18 protein-coding genes are annotated in these 20,398 nt (G+C 71.8%); 11 read left to right on the top strand and 7 right to left on the bottom strand.

Going from position 1 to position 20,398, the window contains the following annotated elements; genetic code table 11:
• Positions 1 to 135: 135 nt before the first annotated feature.
• Genes QFW81_RS14095 through QFW81_RS14110 form a run of 4 tightly spaced genes read left to right on the top strand, consistent with a single transcriptional unit; the run spans position 136 to position 2,283 of the window.
• Entirely contained in the window at positions 136 to 342 is a 207-nt protein-coding gene (locus QFW81_RS14095) for a YdcH family protein (protein ID WP_280579655.1), read from the top strand.
• Complete coding sequence (locus QFW81_RS14100) at positions 343 to 999, top strand: hypothetical protein (RefSeq protein WP_280579656.1); 657 nt, start codon at positions 343 to 345, stop codon at positions 997 to 999.
• Positions 1,000 to 1,623 (top strand): hypothetical protein, encoded by a 624-nt coding sequence (locus QFW81_RS14105; protein ID WP_280579657.1) that lies wholly within the window; start codon positions 1,000 to 1,002, stop codon positions 1,621 to 1,623.
• Positions 1,624 to 1,626: 3 nt separating this feature from the next.
• Positions 1,627 to 2,283 (top strand): hypothetical protein, encoded by a 657-nt coding sequence (locus tag QFW81_RS14110; protein WP_280579658.1) that lies wholly within the window; start codon positions 1,627 to 1,629, stop codon positions 2,281 to 2,283.
• On the opposite strand, the gene QFW81_RS14115 is transcribed toward QFW81_RS14110, so the two are convergent.
• Complete coding sequence (locus QFW81_RS14115) at positions 2,280 to 3,554, bottom strand: hypothetical protein (protein WP_280579659.1); 1,275 nt, start codon at positions 3,552 to 3,554, stop codon at positions 2,280 to 2,282. The two genes, QFW81_RS14110 and QFW81_RS14115, sit on opposite strands and share 4 nt — an antisense overlap.
• A gap of 55 nt (positions 3,555 to 3,609) precedes the next feature.
• Positions 3,610 to 6,231, bottom strand: coding sequence for a glycerol-3-phosphate 1-O-acyltransferase PlsB (plsB, locus tag QFW81_RS14120; protein WP_425604050.1), 2,622 nt, complete (start codon positions 6,229 to 6,231; stop codon positions 3,610 to 3,612).
• 228 nt (positions 6,232 to 6,459) lie between these two features.
• Here plsB and QFW81_RS14125 point away from each other — a divergent pair, with 228 nt between their 5' ends.
• Entirely contained in the window at positions 6,460 to 9,387 is a 2,928-nt protein-coding gene (locus QFW81_RS14125) for a TonB-dependent receptor plug domain-containing protein (RefSeq protein WP_280579660.1), read from the top strand.
• Between the two features lie 197 nt (positions 9,388 to 9,584).
• Here the strand turns inward: QFW81_RS14125 and QFW81_RS14130 are convergent, their stop codons facing one another.
• The 4 genes from QFW81_RS14130 to QFW81_RS14145 all read right to left on the bottom strand — a co-directional run bounded on the left by QFW81_RS14130 (position 9,585) and on the right by QFW81_RS14145 (position 12,844).
• Positions 9,585 to 10,346, bottom strand: a complete 762-nt coding sequence (locus tag QFW81_RS14130; protein ID WP_280579661.1) for an endonuclease/exonuclease/phosphatase family protein — start codon at positions 10,344 to 10,346, stop codon at positions 9,585 to 9,587.
• Positions 10,347 to 10,358: 12 nt separating this feature from the next.
• Complete coding sequence (locus QFW81_RS14135) at positions 10,359 to 11,216, bottom strand: thiol:disulfide interchange protein DsbA/DsbL (protein ID WP_280579662.1); 858 nt, start codon at positions 11,214 to 11,216, stop codon at positions 10,359 to 10,361.
• Between the two features lie 61 nt (positions 11,217 to 11,277).
• Entirely contained in the window at positions 11,278 to 11,907 is a 630-nt protein-coding gene (locus tag QFW81_RS14140) for a thiol:disulfide interchange protein DsbA/DsbL (protein WP_280579663.1), read from the bottom strand.
• A gap of 34 nt (positions 11,908 to 11,941) precedes the next feature.
• Positions 11,942 to 12,844: a c-type cytochrome gene (locus tag QFW81_RS14145; protein WP_280579664.1), complete on the bottom strand. Its 903-nt coding sequence runs from the start codon at positions 12,842 to 12,844 to the stop codon at positions 11,942 to 11,944.
• A gap of 147 nt (positions 12,845 to 12,991) precedes the next feature.
• Here QFW81_RS14145 and yihA point away from each other — a divergent pair, with 147 nt between their 5' ends.
• On the top strand, positions 12,992 to 13,597 hold the full coding sequence (gene yihA, locus QFW81_RS14150; protein WP_280579665.1) for a ribosome biogenesis GTP-binding protein YihA/YsxC: 606 nt from the start codon (positions 12,992 to 12,994) through the stop codon (positions 13,595 to 13,597).
• Positions 13,598 to 13,768: 171 nt separating this feature from the next.
• On the opposite strand, the gene QFW81_RS14155 is transcribed toward yihA, so the two are convergent.
• Positions 13,769 to 14,464, bottom strand: coding sequence for a VIT1/CCC1 transporter family protein (locus QFW81_RS14155; protein ID WP_280579666.1), 696 nt, complete (start codon positions 14,462 to 14,464; stop codon positions 13,769 to 13,771).
• A gap of 275 nt (positions 14,465 to 14,739) precedes the next feature.
• Between QFW81_RS14155 and QFW81_RS14160 the strand changes: the two genes are divergently transcribed.
• The 5 genes from QFW81_RS14160 (at position 14,740) to frmR (ending at position 20,395) form a co-directional block, all read left to right on the top strand.
• Positions 14,740 to 16,104, top strand: a complete 1,365-nt coding sequence (locus QFW81_RS14160) for a glutamate--cysteine ligase (protein WP_280579667.1) — start codon at positions 14,740 to 14,742, stop codon at positions 16,102 to 16,104.
• Between the two features lie 189 nt (positions 16,105 to 16,293).
• Positions 16,294 to 19,011 carry a phosphoenolpyruvate carboxylase gene (ppc, locus tag QFW81_RS14165; RefSeq protein ID WP_280579668.1) on the top strand — a complete coding sequence of 906 codons (2,718 nt, stop codon included), beginning with the start codon at positions 16,294 to 16,296 and terminating at the stop codon, positions 19,009 to 19,011.
• 83 nt (positions 19,012 to 19,094) lie between these two features.
• Positions 19,095 to 19,727 (top strand): glutathione S-transferase family protein, encoded by a 633-nt coding sequence (locus QFW81_RS14170; protein ID WP_280579669.1) that lies wholly within the window; start codon positions 19,095 to 19,097, stop codon positions 19,725 to 19,727.
• Between the two features lie 10 nt (positions 19,728 to 19,737).
• A complete protein-coding gene (locus QFW81_RS14175) occupies positions 19,738 to 20,013 on the top strand; it encodes a DUF4326 domain-containing protein (protein ID WP_280579671.1) in 276 nt (91 codons plus the stop codon).
• A 106-nt stretch (positions 20,014 to 20,119) separates the two neighbouring features.
• Positions 20,120 to 20,395, top strand: coding sequence for a formaldehyde-responsive transcriptional repressor FrmR (gene frmR / locus QFW81_RS14180; protein ID WP_280579673.1), 276 nt, complete (start codon positions 20,120 to 20,122; stop codon positions 20,393 to 20,395).
• Positions 20,396 to 20,398: the final 3 nt, after the last annotated feature.

The raw sequence follows: 20,398 nt of genomic DNA on the forward strand, positions 1-20,398 counted from the left end.
TCCATGGCGGCCGGGCCCGCCGCGATGCGTGGCCAGGGTGTCCTGCGTCCCTGTGCGCGTTGCCCCCTTCGCGCCCGGGCATTGTGCCGGCGCGCGTGCGTGCGCGCCACGGCGGGCGTGTAAGCTGGCGGGGCGATGCAGCCCGCCGATCCCGCCGAACTCACCCGCCAGCTGGCCGACCTGCGGCTGCAGCATCGCGACCTCGACACCGCCATCGCCACGCTCCAGGCGACCATCGTCAGCGACGAACTGACCATCAAGCGGCTGAAGAAGCGCAAGCTCCAGCTCAAGGATGCGATCGCGCGGCTCGAAAGTGCGTTGATCCCCGACCTGGACGCCTGAGTGGAACGGCCCGCGCCGCGGAGCGCAGCGCCCGCGCGCCCGACCGACCGGCAGCAGTGGATCGCGATCCTGCGTCATCGCCGGGGCCGGGTGCTGCTGCTGGTGGCGTCGCTGGTGGTGGCCGGGATCGCCGCATCCGGTGGTTTCGAGCCTGCGTCCAGCTTGCCTGGCGCGCGCCATCCGGTACTGGTCGCGGGGCAGACGGTCGACACCGGCGCCTTCGCCGTCACCCCGCTGCGCGCGTGGGTGGCCGATGCGCCGCCCGGCGCGTACCCGAAGGAGGGGCAGCGGGTGCTGATGCTGCGGCTGCGGGTGGAGAACCGCACCGGGGCGGCGTTCGCGGCGTCCGCGCTGTTCGCGCAGGACGTGGTGTGGCTGCCCGACGGGCGTTCGAACGAACGCAAGGCGCAGCCGCTGCGGCGGGCCGACGACCACACGCTGACCGTACAGCTGCAGCCGGGCGTCCCGGTCGTGGTCGACATGGCCTGGGAGTTCGATGCCAGCGAGGCCCTTCGGACGCCGCCCACCTGGGGCGTGTACGCGCGGCGTTTCGTCGAGCGCGGCTACCTGCAGGGCGAGGGCGACGCGGGCTGGAAGCAGGACGCACCGCTGGCGAAAATCGTGCTCGAGGCGGGCGCGCCGCCGGAGGCGGGATAGATGGATGCGACGCATGCCCGGGTGCGCCACCTGCCGGTCCGCTGGGGGCTGCTGGCGGCGAGCGTGGCGGTGATCGCGGCGATCGTCTGGCTGCGCGGGCACGCGCCCTCGTTCGACGACAAGCTCGCCCCGTTCGTGCTGTCCGGCGGAGTCGACCAACGCGTGGAGGCACGCAACTTCGCCGTGCGGGTGAAGCGGCTCAAGCTCGCCCGCGCCTACCGCACGCCGGGGCCCGGGTTCGACAGCGGGCCGGTGCAGGCGCGCGCGGACGGCGTGTGGCTGTCGGTGCTGGTGGATGTCGAGCCCACGCGCGAGCCGGGCTATGTCAGCGCCTGGCTGCGCGCCGCCGACGGCCGCACCTTCGTGGCCGCCAGCGGCGACCGCCCGCGCGTGGGCAACCTCAATTTCGCCAACGTGCAGCTGGCCACCGGGCTGGTGGGCCAGGGCGCGTACTTCTTCGACCTGCCGGAGGATGCGCTGGCGGATGCGCGCCTGCTGTTCTTCTGGGGCCTGTCCAAGCCCGGCGACATGGACCACCTGGTCGAGATCGATCCGGGGCTGGACGTTGCCGCGGTGCGTGCCCTGCGCGAGGGTGCGCAGCCGGTGATCGACCTGGTGCCCTGAGCCATGCCGCCACCACGCCCCGTGATCGCAGCTGATGCCCGTGCCGATGCGGGCGGCTGGTGGGACCGCAACCGCTTCTGGCTGCTCGGTGCGCTGGTGCTGGGCGTGCTCGCGTTCTGGCTGCCGTATCGCGATGCGGTGCACGAGTTCCAGGACCGGCGCGAGCCGCGGCATGCGCGCGATGTCGCGGCCGGGCAGTGGGGCGAGTACGAGGGATCGCGCTGGCGGCTGGCCGGCGTGCGTCGGGTGGACGGCCTGCCCGCTGCGTTCGCCGGCTATCCGCATGGGCCCTCGTCGTTGCTGATCGTGAGTTACGACGTCATTCCCGGCCGCGAGGCCACGCCCGACCTGCTCGACCGCTGCAAGGGCCGGCTGAGCGATGCGCAGGGCCGCACCTGGGACGCGGACGCGATCCCCCATGCGAGCCTCGACCGCGCCCAGCAGCGGCTCGGCACGCGCTGCGGCTCGCGCACCAATGCCGACTTCGAGCGCGAAGCCGCACGCGCCGGCGAGCCCTTCCGCTTCCACCACCTCTACCAGGTGCCGCGCGACGTCCCGACCGCGGCCCTGCGTGGCGAGATCGCCTTCCCGCCGTTCACCACCACGCCGCCTGGCACCTACGTGCGCTTCGAACTGGGGAGCGCCGCCGCGCGCGACTAGCCGGCGCCGAGCTCCGCACGCGGCAGCCGGGCCACGGCCCGGTCGAAGGTCGCCGCCAACAGCACGATCCGCAGCAGCTCGGTGAGCAGCGCCGGACGCAGCGACAGCGGCCCGTTCACCAGCACCAGCAGCGGCTGGGCGATGACCTGCCATTCCTGCCATTCGCGTGCGCCCAAAGCGCGCGTCGCCCAGCGCCACGCCCACGCGTCGAACGAGGCGAGCAACTGCCAGCCCAGCACCAGCGTCAGCAGCGCCGGCAGCCCCGCGCGCAACACCAGGCGCAGGCTGTTCACCACCGGCACGCCCTTGCTGGTCCACCCGGAACTGGCCTTCGTCGCGAGCCTGCGCCAGGCCACGTGCAGGTTCTGGAAGCGCGTGGCGAGCGTGTCCGCGTGCGCATCGGCATCGCCCATCCGGTGGCGCCGGCGCAGGTCCAGGCCGTAGACGATCGCGGTGATCGCCAGCCACACCAGCGGCATCGCGGCCGCGCCGGCCAGCGTGGCGACCAGATCCCACGCCGGCGTGGCCACGCGCTTGACCTGGTCGAGCGACACCAGCCCGATGAACGGGTTATCCCACCACTCGGCGACCGCGACGTAGACCGCGCGCGCGTGCCACCAGGTCCGCGCCTGCGACATCCAGCCGGCGATCGCCGACACGCCGACGAACACCCAGTACGCCTCGCACACCGTGGCCAGCATCGCCCAGGCGCCGTGGCCGGTGGCCTCGGCGCGACGCCTGGCGAAGGCGCGCACCGCCCAGGCGACCGCCAGCGCGATCCAGATGCCCTCGACCTTCAGGATCGACGACAGGCTCTCGCGATTCTCGAACGACACCCCGCTCAGGTAGCTGAGGATGAAGTCGCGCTTGATCCCGTCCAGCAGCCCCCAGCTGGCGTAGTAGGCGAAGAACGGCAGCAGCGCGACCGCGAGCGCGCCCAGCCAGGGATGCTGCAGGCGCACCTCCGGCACGCCGATGCCCGCGGCCTGGGTGGGCAGCGAGGGCCGCAGCACCAGGAACATCCCGATCACGCCCACCAGCTGGGTGACGATCAGCACCGCGATCGCCGCGTACGAGAGCAGCAGCGAGGTTTCGGCCAGGCGGATGGAGGCCTGCTGCAGCAGGTCGTACGCAACGCGCTGGGCGAAGAACAGGCACAGCAGCGCCGGCCAGTGGCGCCACAGCAGGCGGGCCGCCAGGTGCGGGATCGCCCACCAGGCGTTCGCGTCCACCCGGCCGGGCGATGCCGGATCCACGATCGTCGCCGACATCATCCGTCCCTGGCTTGCGGGCCCGACAGCGTAGCGCGCGCCACCGGCGTCGCGCTCATGCCGCCGGCGGCGCGACCTCTTCCGGGCGCACCGCCTCCGGGCTCACCTTCTCGATCGTGTGCCGCAGCTCGCGGCCGAGGATCACCTTCGCGTCCTTGGCCCACGATTCCAGGCGCTGGTCGAACACCAGCTTGCTGTTCTGGTCGAGCTTCACCAGTTCCAGTTCGCGCAGCTTCTGGATGAAGCCGCGGAACAGGCTCTTGTCGAAGAATTCCGGCGCGGCCGGTGCGTACAGCAGGCTCAGGCGCTGCGCGGCGAGCTGGCACAGGCTTTCCAGTTCGCCGGCGCCGAGCGTGCCGGGACCGTTCTTGGCCAGCACCGAAATGGCGATGTAGTAGCGCTCGAACGCCTGCTGCAGCGGATGCCCGAGCGCGCGCAGGCGGAACACCTCGTCGGACTGGCCGGCGTTGCGCGCGAGCACGCCACCGTCGTCGTCGCCGGCGCGCTCGAGCAGGCCTTCGCGCACGAACACGTCGATGGTGCGGTCGATGCGCGCGGCGAAGCCATCGCCGTCCCAAGGCAGGAACAGCTCGCCCTGCAGGAAGGGGTAGACCGCGCGACCGATGCGCAGCAGGGTCTCGCGCGACATGCGCCGGTTGTGCTGGAAGCAGCACGCGATCCAGGCCGAGGCGGTGAACAGGTGCAGTACGTTGTTGCGGAAGTAGCTCAGCAGCACCGCGTCGTCGTCGCCGACGCTGAACACGTCGCCCAGCGGATGCGCCACCCGCCGCAGCACGCCGATCTCCTCGCCATGGGCGACGATCTCGCGCGGGCTGTGCGGGGTCACCGTGACCCGGCCGGAGTAGGGCACCTCGGCCAGCAGCGTCTTCGACAGTTCGATCTGCGCCAGCAGGTCGCCTTCGCCCATCGCGTGCTTGGGCGTGGACAGCAGCGCCAGCGCCAGCAGGTTGATCGGGTTCACGTCCGCGGCGCGGTTGATGTTGACCTGGATGCGCTCGGCGGCCACGTCGACGGTGCGCGACAGCCACTCGGGCTTCTCCTCGTCGTCCAGCGGCTGGCCGTTCCAGGCGGTGGCGTGTTCGGCCAGCAGTTCGCCGAGCGGGATCGGCTCGCCGAAGTTCACCACCACCTGGCCGTAGTTCTGCCGCAGCACCTTCGGGATGCCCCACAGCAGCGCCCAGATCGATTCCTTCTCCTTGGGCTTGCCGCTGAGCTCGTCGAGGTAGCTGTTGCCTTCCATCAGCTTCTCGTAGCCGATGTAGACCGGCTGGAACAGCACCGGGCGCGCGGGCTGGCGCAGGTAGGCGCGCAGGGTCATCGCGATCATGCCGCCCTTGGGCTGCAGCAGCCGGCCGGTGCGCGAGCGCCCGCCCTCGACGAAGTACTCGATCGAATAGCCGCCGGCGATCAGCTGCGCCACGTATTCGGCCAGCACCGCCGAGTACAGCGCCGAGCCGCGGATCGAGCGGCGGATGAAGAACGCGCCGCCACGCCGCAGCAGCGGCCCGATCACCGGCAGGTTGAGGTTGATCCCGGCGACGATGTGCGGCGGCACGATGCCCTTGGTGTAGAGCAGGTAGCTCAGCAGCAGGTAGTCCATGTGGCTGCGGTGGCTGGGCACATAGACCACCTCGTTGCCCGGCGCGACCGCCTTGAGCTGGTCGAGGTGGTGCACCAGCACGCCCCGATAGATCCGGTTCCACACCGCGGTGAGCAGGAACGAGGCCGAGCGCACCACCGGGTGCGAATAGTCGGCCGCGATCTCGTAGGCCATCGCATGCGCGGCCTTCCACGCCTCTTCGGGCGAACTGCCGTCGCGGCGGGCCTTGTCCGCGATCGCCTCCTTGACCGGCTGCGAGGCCAGCACCTTGTCGATCAGCAGGCGCCGGGTCGACAGGTCGGGGCCGATGACCGCCTCGCGCAGGCGGTTGAAGTGGGTGCGCAGCACGCGCGAGAGCTTGCGCACCGTGCGCTCGGGCGGCAGGTCCTCGGCCAGCAGGCTGCGGATGCTCACCGGCGCGGCGAACTGCACCAGGGTGTCGCGCCCGTTGAGCAGGATCGACAGCAGCCGCCTGAAGCGGCCGACGATCGCCCAGTTCTCCGAGAACAGTACCGAGAACCAGCCGCTGGCCTTGTCCGGCGAACGGCCGACGAAGATCGACACCGGTACCAGTTGCACGTCCAGCGCCGGATCGAGGCGGTGCGCCTCCAGCAGGCGCGCCAGCGATTCGGAATGGGTCTTCTTCGGCGGCGCCTGGCCCGTCGCCAGCGCCAGCGCGCCGCCCGCATTGCGCCGCGACAGCGCCACGTAGGCGCGCTTGCGCCCGAGCGGGTCGCCCGGCAGCGGCCGCAGCGGCCCGGGCATGCCGGTCTCGCGGCAGGCGCGGTCGAGGATCAGCGCGTTCGACAGGCCGTAGTCCTCGAGCACGTAGCAGACCGGGCGCGGATCGACCAGGTCGGGCGGCGACTGCGGTTCGATCTTCAGCCCGATCCAGGGCCTGAGCACCCAGCCGGCCAGCTTCGCCCACCACGGCCGCCCGCTGCGCAGGGCCGCCACGCGAGCCGGCGCCACGTTCGGTGCGCCGGCCGGATCGCCGGGGGAGGGGCCGTCGCCACCGGGAGGCGGGGCTTCGAACAGGTTCGGTTGCGTGGGCATCGCTTCATTATGCCCAAGCGCAATCGCACCTCCGTGGCGGCTGGACGCGGTGGGGCGGGTCGAGCCGGGCGCAATGGACGGGTCCGAGCGGCCCGAAACCGTGACCCAGGTCAGCAACGCGAGATCGCGCGCTTGCGCCCGTTGACAGGATGCTTACAACCGAAAGCGTCGTACGAGGGGGCGTACGGTCCCGCGGCCTGGCCGCTGACGCCATTCAAGGAGAGATCGATGTCGCCCCGTACCCACCGTCTGGCCGGCGCCGTGCGCCGTGCCCTCCCGCTGCTCGTCCTGCCGGTCGCGGTCCTGGCCCAGGAGGCCCCGCCCGCCGACCCCGAAGCCCGGACCCTGGACACGGTCCAGGTCACCGGCTCGCGCATCCGCCGCGCCGAGATGGAGGGCCAGGTGCCGGTGCAGGTCCTGACCCGCGAGGACATCGACCGCAGCGGCTTCAGTTCGGTGGCCGAAGTGGTGCAGAACCTCACCGCCAGCGGCGCGGCGCTCAACACCAAGTTCAACTCCTCCGGCAATTTCGGCTTCCCGCCCGACGGCGGCGGCGTCGGCGCCGGCGCGGCGACGGTCGACCTGCGCCACCTCGGCGCCAAGCGCGTGCTGGTGCTGGTGGACGGCATCCGCTGGGTCAACGAATCCTCGGCCTCGGGCGTGGGTTCGGCGGTCGATCTCAACACCATCCCGCTGGCGATCATCGAGCGGATCGAGGTGCTGGAGGACGGCGCCTCCTCGATCTACGGCTCCGACGCGATCGCCGGCGTGGTCAACATCATCACCCGCAAGGAGGTCGACGGCCCCAGCGTGCAGCTGCACTACGGCGATTACTCCGACCTCGCCGGCGGCGACACCTGGGGCGCGGACCTGGGCTGGGGCGGCAGCAGCGAACGCGCGCGCTGGTTCGTGGGCGCCTCGTATTTCAGGCAGGACGAGATCTCGTCGACGGAGTACGGCCCGGCCAGCGTGCCGGTGCCGGGCACCGGGCTGGCGAACGGCAGCTCGGCGACGCCGAACGGCCGCTTCGTGTTCGCTCCGCCGGACGGGAACAACACGTATGGAGGATTGTGTCCGCTGGCGACCGACGACACGGGCGCTCCCGTCGCCGGTACGGCGACCTGCGACATCACCACACCCAACGGCAACAGCTATTCCCCCTCTCCGGGCTTCCCCGGCGATTTCATCGGTTTCGGCACTGCGAACCGCTTCAACTTCGCGCCCTACAACCTGCTGCTCACGCCGTCGGAGCGCAAGTCGGTGTTCGGCCAGGTGCAGTTCGACTTCACCCCGACCCTGGGCGGCTACGTGCGCGTGCTCTACAACGAGCGCGAGTCCGCCAACCAGGCCGCGCCGGAGCCGTTCTTCCTCGGCACCGATGCCGGCGTCTACAACGACTACGCCGAGCGCACGCTGGTCATTTCCGCGGCCAATCCCTACAACCCGTTCGGCTTCGACCTGACCACGATGGGCGATGCGCCGAACCTGTTCCTGCTCGGCCGCCGACCGGTCGAAGGCGGCCCGCGCCGTTTCGAGCAGGACGTCGAGACCTGGTACGCCTCGGCCGGCCTCAACGGCCTGTTCGACGTCGGCGCCCGGTCCTGGAACTGGGACGTCAACGTGATGCGCAGCGAGAGCAAGGCCGAGCAGACGAACTACGGCAGCTACAACATCCGCCGCATCAATGAAGCGCTCGGCGACCCGGTCGACTGCGCCGCGATCAGCGGCTGCGTGCCGCTCAACCTGTTCGGCGGTCCCGGCACGATCACGGCGGACATGCTGGGCTGGATCCAGCCGGTGGTGCGCGACCGCAGCAGCAACGCGCTGAGCCTGGTCTCGGCCAACCTCACCGGCGAGATGTTCGACGGCTGGGCCGGCGCGATCTCGTTCGCGGCCGGTCTCGAATACCGCGAGTATGAGGGCGAGTACCAGCCCGACCCGCTGACCGTCGCCGGCGAATACAACGGCGTGCCGTCGGGCCCGTCCCGCGGCGAGTACGACGTGCGCGAGGCCTACGTCGAGTTCCTGGTGCCGCTGATGCGCGAGGGCTGGTTCGGCAAGAGCCTCGACCTCACCGTCGCCAGCCGCTGGTCGGACTACTCGAACTTCGGCGGCACCAACACCGGCAAGCTCGGCCTGCGCTGGCAGGTGGCAGACGAGTTCCTGCTGCGCGGCTCGTTCGCCGAAGGCTTCCGCGCGCCGTCGATCGGCGAGCTGTACGGCACCCTGAGCCGCTTCGACGCGACCCTGGTGGATCCGTGCAACAACGCCGCCTCGACCACGCCCGAATGCGTGGCCGACGGCGTGCCGCCGGGTTACGAGCAGACCAATCCGCAGATCTCGGTGATCACCTCGGGCAATGCCGAACTGGAGCCGGAGACCAGCCGCAGCCTGATGCTGGGCGGCGTATGGAGCCCGTCGTTCGCCGATGCGGCGTCCTGGTCGGACCGGCTCGACCTGGGCGTGACCTTCTACCGTCACACCATCGACGGCGCGATCCAGGCGCTGGACGCGCAGACCGTGCTCGAGCGCTGCATCTTCGGCCGCGATCCGGTCTCCTGCGGGCTCTACGAGCGCAACGACCGCGGCCAGATCGTGCGCTTCGACAACATCCTCGGCAACGTCGGCACGATCCGCACCGACGGCTGGGACTTCGACGTCGGCTGGCGACTGCCGGAGCAGGCCTGGGGCCGCCTGGGCTTCGACTGGAAGACCACCTGGGTGACGAAGTACGAACTGGTCAACGAGGCCGGGCAGGCCGAGCCGCGCGCGCCGGGCATCGAGATCAGCAACAGCGCGATCCCGGAACGTACTTCCACGCTGTCGGCGAACTGGAGCCAGGGCGGCTGGTCGGCGGCGTGGAGCGCACGCTACATCGACCGCCTGCGCGAATCCTGCGGTGGCGCCAACGGCTTCGACATCTGCGACGACAGCGCCAGCGACCTCAATTACCTCGGGTCCACCACCTACCACGACGCGCAGCTGGCGTGGGCGACCGACGCGTGGATGCAGGACTTCCGCATCACCCTCGGGGTCAACAACGTCTTCGGCAAGGATCCGCCGATCTGCCTGAGCTGCTCGCTCAACGGCTACGACGCCTCGACCTACGACCTGCCGGGGCGCTTCTGGTATGCGCGGGTGGGATTCGGGTTCTGACTCTGCGGACAGGATGGACGGGGCGGCCGGGAGCCGGCCGCCTCGCCAGGAACGCGGAACGAGGAGCGGGTGACCGGGGTCGGAGTCGCGCGATCCGGGGAGCCAGCATCGAATGTTCCCGGAACCTGCAGACGCTACTGTGGCCCCGGGAAAATTCGACTGCGACCCGGTTCCGATCTGGGGTCCGCGGGTCCGGCCTAGCGCTGCAGCGCCGCGTCGGGCACTTCCAGGTTCAGCGACAGCGCGAGGTGGTCGGAGAACGCCGCGGGCACCGCGCGCAGGCCTTCGCAGCGCAGGCTGTCGCTGACCAGGATGTGGTCGATCGCCCGCATCGGTTTCCAGGCCGGGAACGTGTGCACCGCGCACGCCGGCGGCTGCAGCCGCGTGCGCCGGAACAGGTTGCCCATCTCGGGACAGTCGACCACGCAGTTGAAGTCGCCCATCAGCACCGCGTTGGGGAAGTCCTGCAGCAGTTCGGCGATGAAGTCGAGCTGCATGCGCCGCGACTGCGCGCCCAGCGACAGGTGCGCCACTGCGACCGTGAGCCCTTCGCTGCCGTTGCCGAAATGCCCGAGCAGCACGCCGCGCCCGGAGATCCGCCCGGGCAGCGCGTGGTCGGCCACTTCGACCGGTTCCAGCCGGCTCAGCAACCCGTTGGCACTGGAGGCCACCGCACCCATGCGGCGGTTGGGCTGGTGGCTCCAGTAGTCGAAGCCGGCGCGCTCGGCGAGGTAATGGGTCTGGTTGGTGAACCCCGAGCGCCAGCTGCCCGGGTCGCTCTCCTGCAGGCCGACGATGTCGTGCTGGCCGGCGAGCTGCGCGATCGCATCGAGCGACGTGCGCTTGCCGCCCGCGGGCAGCACGTGCGACCAGCTGCGGGTGGCGTAGTCGCTGTAGCGGCGGGTGCTGGAGCCGGCCTGGATGTTCGCGCTCAGCAGCCGCAGGTGTTGCGTCGACATGCGGGAGGGGCCTCAGCCGCCGGCGCGCACCTGCGCGATGACGCGATCGGTGTTCTCCAGCATGGTTTCGAAGTTGCGCGCCTTGATGCGGTAGCGGCCGTTGACGATCATCGTCGGGGTCGAGTTCGCGCGCTGCTGGGCGATGTACTGCTTGGCGCGGCCGAACTTCGCGTTGACGGTGAAACTGGCCATGGTGCTGGCGAACTGCGCCGGGTCGGCGCCGAACTTCGCGTAGGCCTGCGCGATGTCCTGCGCAGAATCGGTGCCGCGCTCGCCCTTGAGGCTGCGGTCGACGTGGATCGCCTGGAAGATGCCGTCGTGCGACTTGTCGGCGATGCCCATGGCCTCGGCCGCGTAGTAGGCGCGCACGTAGGGATCCCAGTTGCCGCCGAAGGCCGCGGGCACGTAGGTGAAGCGCACGTCGGCCGGCAGCCGCGCCTTCCAGGTGTTCACCAGCGGCTGGAACATGGCGCAGGCCGGGCAGACGTAGTTGAACACCTCGACCACCTCGATCTTGCCGTCCAGCGGCTCGAACGGCTGGCCGCCGGGGATCAGGTCGTAGTGCTCGCCTTCGGTGGCGAAGGTGACCGCGGACTGCCCGGGCGCCGGCGCGGGCGGCGGGGTCTCGCCGGCCGGGGTGGCCTGCGCCCCGGCATCGGCGCTGGCCTCGGTGTCGCCTGCGGCCGCTGCGGCGGCGGGATCCAGTGCCGGCTCGTCGGCGATCGCCTCGGCCGGCGCGGCGGCGGCGGTGGCATCGGCCGCAGGCGGTGCGGCCGCGGCTTCCTCCGGCGTGGACGGCTGGCAGGCGGCCAGCAGCAGCGCCAGGACGGCGGGCATCAGGGCGAGGCGGGAGGCGGCACGAAGGTTCATCGGCAGGTTCCTGGAGCGTTGGAGGGCAAGCGTACCGTGCCGGCCGTGAGGGCCGCGGGGCTCAACGCGGAACTGCGCGTTCCATCGCGATCAGGCCTTCGGCGATGCGCAGGCTGTCGCCCAGCGACCGGCCCTGCACGCGGTACTTGCCGTTGATGATGAGGGTCGGCGTGCCCTGCAGGCCGCTGCGCATGGCGAACTCGCGGGCGGCGTTCATTTTTTCGTCAGTCGCCGGGGCGTCCATCGCCGCGGCCACGCGTGCCGCATCCAGGCCCTCGCCGGCGAGGAAGCTCGCCACCTCGGCGCGCGAAGCCCCGCGCGCGGGCAGGCTGCCCTCGCGATGGATCGCGTCGAACAGCCGCGGGTGCAGTTCGACCACGCGCCCCAGCGCCTCCAGCGCGAAATACGCGCGGGCGTAGGCGTTGCCCGGATCGTAGGCGGCCGGCAGGTAGTGCACGCGCACGTCATCGCCGGCGGTGCGCGCCCAGGCGGCCAGCATCGGCTGGAAGCGGTCGCAGTGGCCGCAGGGGTAGGCGAAGATCTCGACCACCTCGATCGTGCCCGGTTCCGGCTGCCAGCGCTGGCCGTCGGCAATGACGACGTAGTCGGTGCCTTCCGCCGGCGCCTGCGCGGCCGCGGCCAGCGGCAGCAGCGCGGCGAGCACCCACAGCAGGCTCAGGCGACGCAGCACGATGGCGCGGCCAGGAAGGCGGGGTGCGCGGGGCTCAGGAGCCCTGCGCGTCCGTTTCCGGCTCGGCCTCGGCAGGCGCGTCGGCCGGTTCGGCGGGGGCGGCCGGAGCCGTTGCCGGTGCGGGCGCCGGGGCCACGGGGCCGGCCGCCTCGATCGCGGCCAGGGTGGCGGCGTCGGGGCGCTGGTGCAGACCCTGCAGGTAGCTGGCCAGGGCCTGGATCTCCTGGTCGGTCAGGGGCGCGGCGATCTCGGCCATGATGTCGAACAGGTGGCGGTCCTGCTGGCTGGTGGTGCCGGCACGGTACTCCTGCAGGCGGCGGTCGACATACCCCGCTTCCTGCCCGGCGACGGACGGATAGGCCGGGCCCGGGTTGCCGGCGCCGGAGGGACCGTGGCAGGCCATGCAGGCCGGGATGCCGCGCTCGGCATCGCCCGAGCGGTAGAGCGTCTCCCCGATCTCGTAGAACTTCAGGCCCTGGTAGGGGCCCTCCGCGACCACGGCGTCGTCGGCGATCCCGGCGGCGGCGGTCTTGGTGGCGAAGAACGCGCCCAGGTCGCGCATGTCCTGCGCCGACAGCGGGCTGGCGAACGGGATCATCACCGCGGCCTGGCCGGTGTTGCGCTCGCCGCTCTTGAACAGTGCCAGCTGGTGGGCGACGTAGCGCTCGCTCTGGCCGGCGATGCGCGGATACACCAGGCCGTCCGGCGGATTGCCGTCCAGGCCGTGGCAGGCGGCGCAGGTGCCGGCCAGGGTGGCGCCGCGTTCGGCGTCGCCGGCCTGGGTCTTGGCCAAGGCGGCCAGTGCGCTGGCGTCCAGCGGCGCCACCTCCACCGGCGGGTTCTCCGGCAGCGGTTCGACGGTGGACTGGGCAAACGCGACGGCGCCGGCCACGAGGGCGACGAGACCGGCGAAACCGTAGGCGCGAGCGTGGCGCATTGGCTGGGCTCCGGAAATCGGGAACGCGGCCGGGTTCCCACGCGGCCGCAAGGCCCGGGATTATCACGGCCGGCCACTAGGACGGTCAAACCGCATCGGCGCGGGACCCGTGCGAAGCTAGGCGCCGCCCCGAGCCCGTGGACCCCGATGTCGAACCCGTTCGCGCGCGCCCGCTACCTGCTGGCCGCCCATACCCCGAAACAGCTGCCGCCCGACGGCGGCGCCGAGGTCGCCTTCGCCGGCCGCTCCAACGCCGGCAAGTCCAGCGCGCTCAATGCGATGTGCCAGCAGAACGCGCTGGCACGGGTGTCCAAGACCCCCGGCCGCACCCAGCAACTGGTGTACTTCGAGCTGCCGCCGCACGAAGGCAAGTACCTGGTCGACCTGCCCGGCTACGGCTACGCCAAGGTGCCGCTGGCGCTGCGCGAGCACTGGCAGGCGTTCCTCGAACAGTGGTTCCAGGACCGTTTCGCGCTGCGCGGGCTGGTGGTGGTGATGGACATCCGCCACCCGCTCAAGGACTACGACCTGCAGATGCTCGGCTATGCCATGCGCCGCGGGCTGCCGGCCCACGCGCTGCTGACCAAGGCCGACAAACTCTCGCGCGGCGCGGCCGGCAACACCGTGCAGGCGGTGCGCAAGCAGCTGTCCGTCCCCTGGGGCGACAGCATCGGGGTGCAGGCGTTCTCGGGCGAGACCAGGGCCGGGGTCGACGAACTGCGCGCCGTGGTGGCCGGCTGGCTGGAGATGTAGCGCCGCTCGGGCGGCGTCGCCGCCGTGCATGGACGTTGCGGCGGAGCTTGCGGGCCCGTGGCACCCGTTCGCGCGCCGCCCGCGTGCGGACGCTGGCGAGCGATGGGCCGGTCGGCAATGAAGTGGACCCATGCGCGCGGGACGACAGGGCTGCCGCGGCGGCCCGGCCGTTCAGGCCTGGACGTCGAACAGGCGTCCGATCAACGCTGCCGCGACCATCGCCAGCGCTCCCCAGAAGCCGACCCGCAGGGCGCCGCGCAGCGCCGAGGCACCGCCCAGGTGCGCCGCCGCAGCGCCCGACAGCAGGAGCCCGGCCAGGGTCGCGGCCGACACCACCGCCTGGACCCGGGGCGCGGGCGCGAACACCGCGGCCAGCACCGGCAGCGCGGCGCCGAGGCAGAACGCGGCCGCCGAGGCCAGCGCCGCCTGCAGCGGGCGCGCGCGCAGGGTGTCGGTGATGCCGAGTTCATCGCGCGCATGCGCGGCCAGCGCATCGCGGCGGGTGAGCTGTTCGGCCACGGTGCGCGCCAGCGCCGGTTCGAGCCCGCGCAGCCGGTAGATCGCGGCGAGTTCTTCGAGTTCGGCGTCCGGCTCGTCGCGCAGTTCGCGGCGCTCGACGGCGAGATCCGCCGCCTCGGTGTCGGCCTGCGACTGCACCGAGACGTACTCGCCGGCCGCCATCGACATCGCGCCGGCGACGGTCGCGGCCACGCCCGCGACCAGGACCGCCTCGTGACTCGCGCCCGCCGCGGCCACGCCCACCACCACGCCGGCCACCGAGACGATGCCGTCGTTGGCCCCGAGCACCGAGGCGCGCAGCCAGCCGACGCGATGGCTGCGGTGGCGCTCGGGGTGGCGACTGGACATCGGGCTCGCTCCTGCGCGCGGGTCGTCGCCATTGTCGCGCGCATCGCGACGCGGACGCGGAATGCGAAGCGCATGCATGCGCATGCGCAGCCGTCCGCGCGCGCCGGCGGGGTGCCGCCGCCCGCGCGGCGACGCATCGCCCGGTGCCGGATCGCCGCACCGGTGCGGCGCCTGCGTTCCAGCGCCGGAATGCCGTGCGCCATGGCGACGTTCTATAGTGCCGCCTCGCGAGCGCCGTGCCTGCGTGCGACGCGCCCGTCCCTATCGAGCGTCCCATGTCGAGTCCCAGCCACGCCGGCGAGTCCCCCGTCACCCACCGCGACCAGCTGGTAGCGGTGCTGGCATCCGGCAACAAGCCGCGCGCGGATTGGCGCATCGGCACCGAGCACGAGAAGTTCGGTTTCCGCCTCGACGACCTGCGCCCGCCGCCGTTCGACGGCGAGCGCGGGATCGAGGCCCTGCTCACCGGGCTCACGCGGTTCGGCTGGGAGGCGGTGGAGGAGCACGGGCGTACGATCGCGCTGCTCAAGGACGGCGCCTCGGTGACGCTCGAACCGGCCGGCCAGCTGGAGCTGTCCGGCGCGCCGCTGGTCGACATCCACGAGACCTGCCGCGAGGTCGGCAGCCACCTGCGCGAGGTCAAGGCGGTGGCCGACGAACTGCGCCTGGGGTTCCTGGGCATGGGCTTCCAGCCCAAGTGGCGGCGGCAGGACATGCCGTGGATGCCCAAGGGCCGCTACCGGATCATGCGCGACTACATGCCGAAGGTCGGCGGGCTGGGTCTCGACATGATGACCCGCACCTGCACCGTGCAGGTCAACCTCGACTACGCCGACGAAGCGGACATGGTGAAGAAGTTCCGCGTCTCGCTCGCGCTGCAGCCGGTGGCGACGGCGCTGTTCGCGGATTCGCCGTTCACCGAAGGCAGGCCCAACGGCTACCTGAGCTACCGCTCGCACATCTGGACCGACACCGATCCCGACCGCACCGGCATGCTCGACTTCGTGTTCGAGGACGGCTTCGGCTTCGAGCGCTACGTCGACTACCTGCTCGACGTGCCGATGTACTTCAGCTACCGCGACGGCACCTACATCGACGCGGCCGGCAAGTCGTTCCGCGACTTCATGGCGGGGCGGCTGGACGTGCTGCCCGGCGCGCTGCCGACGCTGCAAGACTGGAACGACCACATGACCACGGCGTTTCCCGAAGTGCGGCTGAAGAAGTACCTGGAGATGCGCGGCGCCGACGGCGGGCCCTGGAACCGGCTGTGCGCGCTGCCGGCGTTCTGGGTCGGCCTGCTGTACGACGATGCCGCGCTCGACGCCGCCTGGGACCTGGTGAAGGACTTCACCCTGGCCGAGCGCCATGCGCTGCGCGACGGCGTGCCGGCGCAGGCGCTGAAGCTGCCGTTCCGCGGCGGCACGGTGCGCGATCTGGCGCGCCAGGCGCTGGAGATCGCGGCAGCCGGGCTGGCGCGCCGCGCGCGCCGCAACGCCGGTGGCGAGGACGAGCGCGAATTCCTCGCGCCGCTGCTGGAAGTGGTCGACGCCGGGCAGACGCCGGCCGAACGCAAGCTGGCGCTGTACCACGGCGCGTGGAACGGCGACATCGACCGGGTGTTCCGCGAGTTCGCGTACTGAATCGACGGGCGCGTGCCGTGTGCCCCCGCCGCAGTGTCGGAGCCATCGCGGCACCCCGCCATGCGCACGCCGATCCGCGTGCGTGGAGCGTTGTGACCGGGTGGAGACCCGCGCGGACGACAGCCGCCGCGAAGGTTGCGCCGGCAACGGATGCTGCGCTGCGTCACGAAACACGCTAGCCTCTGGCGGATGAACATCCCCGACGGCCCGCTGCGCGACCAGCTCGAATTCGCCGACACCGACACCCTGCTGCGCGACGATGTGCGCCGCCTCGGCGCGCTGGTCGGCGAGGTGCTCGCCGAACAGGGCTCGCCGGCGCTGCTGGACGAGGTCGAAGCCATCCGCCGCGCCGCGATCGCACGCCGCGAGCAGGGCCTGCCGGTCGACGCGCTGGCCGAGGAGATGGCGCGCGTGCCGCTGGCCGATGCCGAAGTGGTGGTGCGCGCGTTCTCCACCTATTTCGGTGCGATCAACCTGGCCGAGCGCGTGCACCGCATCCGCCGCCGCCGCGACTACGAGCGCAGCAGCGAACTGCCGCAGCCCGGCGGGTTCGAGGCGGTGCTGCGCGGGTTGCGCGAGGACGGCGTCAGCTTCGAGGAACTGCAGGCCACGTTGCCGCGGCTGTGGGTCGAGCCGGTGTTCACCGCGCACCCCACCGAGGCCGTGCGCCGGGTGATGCTGGAAAAGGAGCGCGACGTCGTCGAACGGCTGGTCGACGACCTCGACCGCACGCGCACGCCGGTCGAACGCCGCGCGGACCTGGAACGCATCCGCCTCTCGCTCACCGCCGGCTGGCAGACCAGCGACACCCCGGCGCAGAAGCCCACCGTGGCCGACGAGGTCGAACACGTCGGCTACTACCTGGCCAACATGCTCTACCGCGTGGTGCCGGTGTACTACGAGGCCTTCGCCGAGGCGGTCGAGGCGGTGTACGGGCGCCGCATCACGCTGCCGCAGGTGCTGCGTTTCGGCACATGGGTCGGCGGCGACATGGACGGCAACCCGAACGTCAACGCCGACACCATCCGCGCCGCGCTCGACGCGCAGCGGGCGCAGGCGATCGCCCAGTACCGCGCCGACCTGCGCGCGCTGGGCAACATGCTGACCCAGTCGCTGGGCAGGGTGGAGGTGGACGCGGCGGTGGTCGCGCGCGCCGACGCCTACATCGCGCAGCTGCCGCAGGCGGCGCGCAAACTGCGCCCGCGCCTGGCCGACATGCCCTACCGGCGCCTGATCGACATGATGAAGGCGCGGCTTGCGCTGACCGCGGAAGGCGATGCCCAGGGCTACGCCGGCGCGCGCGAGTTCATCGCCGACCTGGAGCTGATCGACGCCAGCCTCGCGCGCCATCGCGGCGAGCACGCCGGCCGGTTCGCCCTGCAGCGGGTGCTGTGGCGCGCGCGCACGTTCGGTTTCCACCTCGCCGCGCTCGACCTGCGCCAGGATTCGGCGGTGCACGATGCCGCGCTGGCCGACCTGCTGGGCGACGCCGACTGGGCCGCGCGCGAGGCCGGAGAGCGCACCGCGCGCCTGCAGGCGCTGCTCGACGCGCCGCCGGCCACGCCCTCGGCGCCGGGCGACGTGCTGGCCTCCACGCTGGCGGTGTTCCACGCGGTACTGGAGCTGCGCCGCAGCCACGGCGTGGATGCGATCGGGCTGTACATCATCAGCATGAGCCGCAGTGCGGCCGATGCGCTGGCGGTGCTGGCGCTGGCGCGCGTGGCCGGCTGCGTCGAGGACGGGGGCGCGCCGCTGGACGTCTCGCCGCTGTTCGAAACCGTCGACGACCTCAAGGCCGCGCCGGGCGTGATGCGCTCGCTGTTCGAGGATCCCGCCTACCGCCGCCACCTGTCCGCGCGTGGCGACGAGCAGACGGTGATGCTCGGCTACTCGGACAGCGCCAAGGACGGCGGCCTGTTCGCCTCGCGCTGGGCGCTGCAGCGCACCCAGGTGGAACTGACCGCGCTCGCCAACGAATTCGGCGTGCGGATCATGTTCTTCCACGGCCGCGGCGGTTCGGTCAGCCGCGGCGGCGGCAAGACCGAGCGCGCGATCATCGCAGCGCCGCGCGGCTCGGTGAACGGCTCGATGCGCGTCACCGAACAAGGCGAGGTGATCCACCGCAAGTACGGCATCCGCGCGCTGGCGCTGCGCAACCTCGAGCAGACCACCGGCGCGGTGCTGCGCGCCACCCTGCGCCCGCGCCCGCGCGATCCGCGCGAGGCCGCCTGGCGCGAGATGGCCAGGACGCTTGCCGACGCCTCGCGCGCGCACTACCGCGCACTGGTGCACGAGCATCCCGATTTCCCCGACTACTTCCGCGCCGCCACCCCGGTGGACGTGATCGAGCGCCTGCAGATCGGCTCGCGTCCCTCGCGCCGGCGCGACGGCGGCATCGACAACCTGCGCGCGATCCCGTGGGTGTTCGCCTGGTCGCAGAACCGCTCCGGCCTGACCGGCTGGTACGGCATCGGCCATGCGCTGTGCCAGGGCGTGCAGCGCTACGGCCAGGACGCGATGGCGGAGATGGCGCGCGACTGGCCGTTCTTCGCCGCCATGCTCGACGACGTCGAGATGCTGCTGGCCAAGTCCGACCTCGCCATCTTCGAGCGCTACTCGAAGCTCGCCGGACCGCTGCACGAGACCTTCCACCCCGGCATCGCCGAGGAGTTCCTGCGCACCTGCGACGCGATCCTGCTGCTCAAGCAGCGCGACCGCATCCTCGCCGACGACTACCGCCTGCGGCTGTCGATCCGCCTGCGCAATCCCTACGTCGATCCGCTCAGCCTGCTGCAGGTCGAACTGCTGCAGCGCTGGCGCGACGGCGGCCGCGAGGACGAGGACCTGCTACGCGCACTGGTGTCGACCGTCAACGGCATCTCGGCGGGGATCCAGAACACCGGTTGAGGCGCGGGCCGCGGTCGCTCCGGGCACGCGCGCCGCGGCGGGCGGCGCGGTATCGTCGGCACCTTTCCCGACGGGGCAGTGCAATGGCCGCCAGTGAGCTCGTCTTCCACACCAACCCCATGTCCCGTGGCCGGATCGTGCGCTGGATGCTGGAGGAGCTCGGCGTGCCGTACCGCGCCGCCGTGCACGGCTACGGCGCGGAGATGAAGTCGCCGGACTACCTGGCGATCAATCCGATGGGCAAGGTGCCGGCGATCGAGCACCGCGGCATCGTGGTGACCGAAGCCGCGGCGATCTGCGCCTACCTCGCCGATGCCTTCCCGCAGGCCGGGCTGGCCCCGGCGCTGGACGATCCGCTGCGCGGCCCCTACCTGCGCTGGATGTTCTTCGCCGCCGGCCCGGTGGAGGCGGCGGTCACCGCACGCAGCGTGGGCGGCCTGCCGCCGCCCGACAAGGCGGGCTTCGTCGGCTACGGCAGCTTCGAACAGACGATGGACGTGCTGGAGATGGCGGCAGCCTCCGCATCGCCGTGGCTGCTGGGCGAGCGCTTCAGCGCCGCCGACGTCTATGTCGGCAGCCAGGTCGACTTCGGCCTGGCGTTCAAGTCCATCCCCGAACGCCCTGCATTCACCGCCTGGGCAGAGCGGCTGCGCGCGCGCGAGGCCTATCGCCGTGCGAAGGCCGCCGACGATGCGGTGATGCCGCCGACGGGCTGACGGGCGCGTCGTGCCCGTCCGTCTCCAGCTGAGCCGCCGACGCGGCTGGCGCCTGCCGGACGACGCCGTGAGCGTGGCGCGGCCCACGCGCTGGGGCAATCCGTTCCGCATCGGCATCGACGGCGATGCGGCCACCTGCGTGGCGCGCTTCCGTGACTGGATGCTGGCCGATCCGGCGCGCGTGAATGCGGCTCGAGTGGCGCTGCGCGGTCGCGACCTGGCCTGCTGGTGCGCGCCGGACGCGCCATGCCATGCCGAGGTGCTGCTGGAGCTGGCCAACCGCTGAGGCAGCCCGTGTCCGCGTGGCGGTTGCGGCGAACCTCAGGTGCCCGGTGGCCGTGTCCGACCTGACCTCGGATATACTACCCCCCACTATCGAGCCAGTGCCCGTCGTGCCCCATTCGCCCGAGGAAAAGAAGAAGGTCCTCGCCCGCGTCCGCCGCATCCGCGGCCAGTGCGAGGGCGTGGAGCGCGCGCTCGAGTCCGGCGCCGACTGCGCGCCCGTGCTGCAGCAGATCGCCGCGATCCGCGGCGCGGTCAACGGGCTGATGAGCGAGGTGCTCGAGGCGCACCTGCGCGAGCAGTTCGGCGAACCCGCGAGCGACGCGGCCAGCCGCAAGGCGCGCGTGGACGAGATGACCGCGCTGGTGCGCTCGTATCTGAGATGACAT

This window comes from Luteimonas kalidii (assembly GCF_029887935.1).
In the GTDB taxonomy this organism is placed as follows: domain Bacteria; phylum Pseudomonadota; class Gammaproteobacteria; order Xanthomonadales; family Xanthomonadaceae; genus Luteimonas; species Luteimonas kalidii.

Excerpts from the sequence above, each read along its gene's own strand:
- ppc (WP_280579668.1), top strand. The coding sequence starts at position 16,294 with ATGAACATCCCCGACGGCCCGCTGCGCGACCAGCTCGAATTCGCCGAC.
- plsB (WP_425604050.1), bottom strand. The coding sequence starts at position 6,231 with ATGCCCACGCAACCGAACCTGTTCGAAGCCCCGCCTCCCGGTGGCGAC.
- yihA (WP_280579665.1), top strand. The coding sequence starts at position 12,992 with ATGTCGAACCCGTTCGCGCGCGCCCGCTACCTGCTGGCCGCCCATACC.
- QFW81_RS14160 (WP_280579667.1), top strand. The coding sequence starts at position 14,740 with ATGTCGAGTCCCAGCCACGCCGGCGAGTCCCCCGTCACCCACCGCGAC.
- QFW81_RS14170 (WP_280579669.1), top strand. The coding sequence starts at position 19,095 with ATGGCCGCCAGTGAGCTCGTCTTCCACACCAACCCCATGTCCCGTGGC.
- QFW81_RS14095 (WP_280579655.1), top strand. The coding sequence starts at position 136 with ATGCAGCCCGCCGATCCCGCCGAACTCACCCGCCAGCTGGCCGACCTG.
- QFW81_RS14115 (WP_280579659.1), bottom strand. The coding sequence starts at position 3,554 with ATGTCGGCGACGATCGTGGATCCGGCATCGCCCGGCCGGGTGGACGCG.
- QFW81_RS14105 (WP_280579657.1), top strand. The coding sequence starts at position 1,000 with ATGGATGCGACGCATGCCCGGGTGCGCCACCTGCCGGTCCGCTGGGGG.
- QFW81_RS14135 (WP_280579662.1), bottom strand. The coding sequence starts at position 11,216 with ATGAACCTTCGTGCCGCCTCCCGCCTCGCCCTGATGCCCGCCGTCCTG.
- QFW81_RS14145 (WP_280579664.1), bottom strand. The coding sequence starts at position 12,844 with ATGCGCCACGCTCGCGCCTACGGTTTCGCCGGTCTCGTCGCCCTCGTG.
- QFW81_RS14130 (WP_280579661.1), bottom strand. The coding sequence starts at position 10,346 with ATGTCGACGCAACACCTGCGGCTGCTGAGCGCGAACATCCAGGCCGGC.
- QFW81_RS14125 (WP_280579660.1), top strand. The coding sequence starts at position 6,460 with ATGTCGCCCCGTACCCACCGTCTGGCCGGCGCCGTGCGCCGTGCCCTC.
- QFW81_RS14155 (WP_280579666.1), bottom strand. The coding sequence starts at position 14,464 with ATGTCCAGTCGCCACCCCGAGCGCCACCGCAGCCATCGCGTCGGCTGG.
- QFW81_RS14110 (WP_280579658.1), top strand. The coding sequence starts at position 1,627 with ATGCCGCCACCACGCCCCGTGATCGCAGCTGATGCCCGTGCCGATGCG.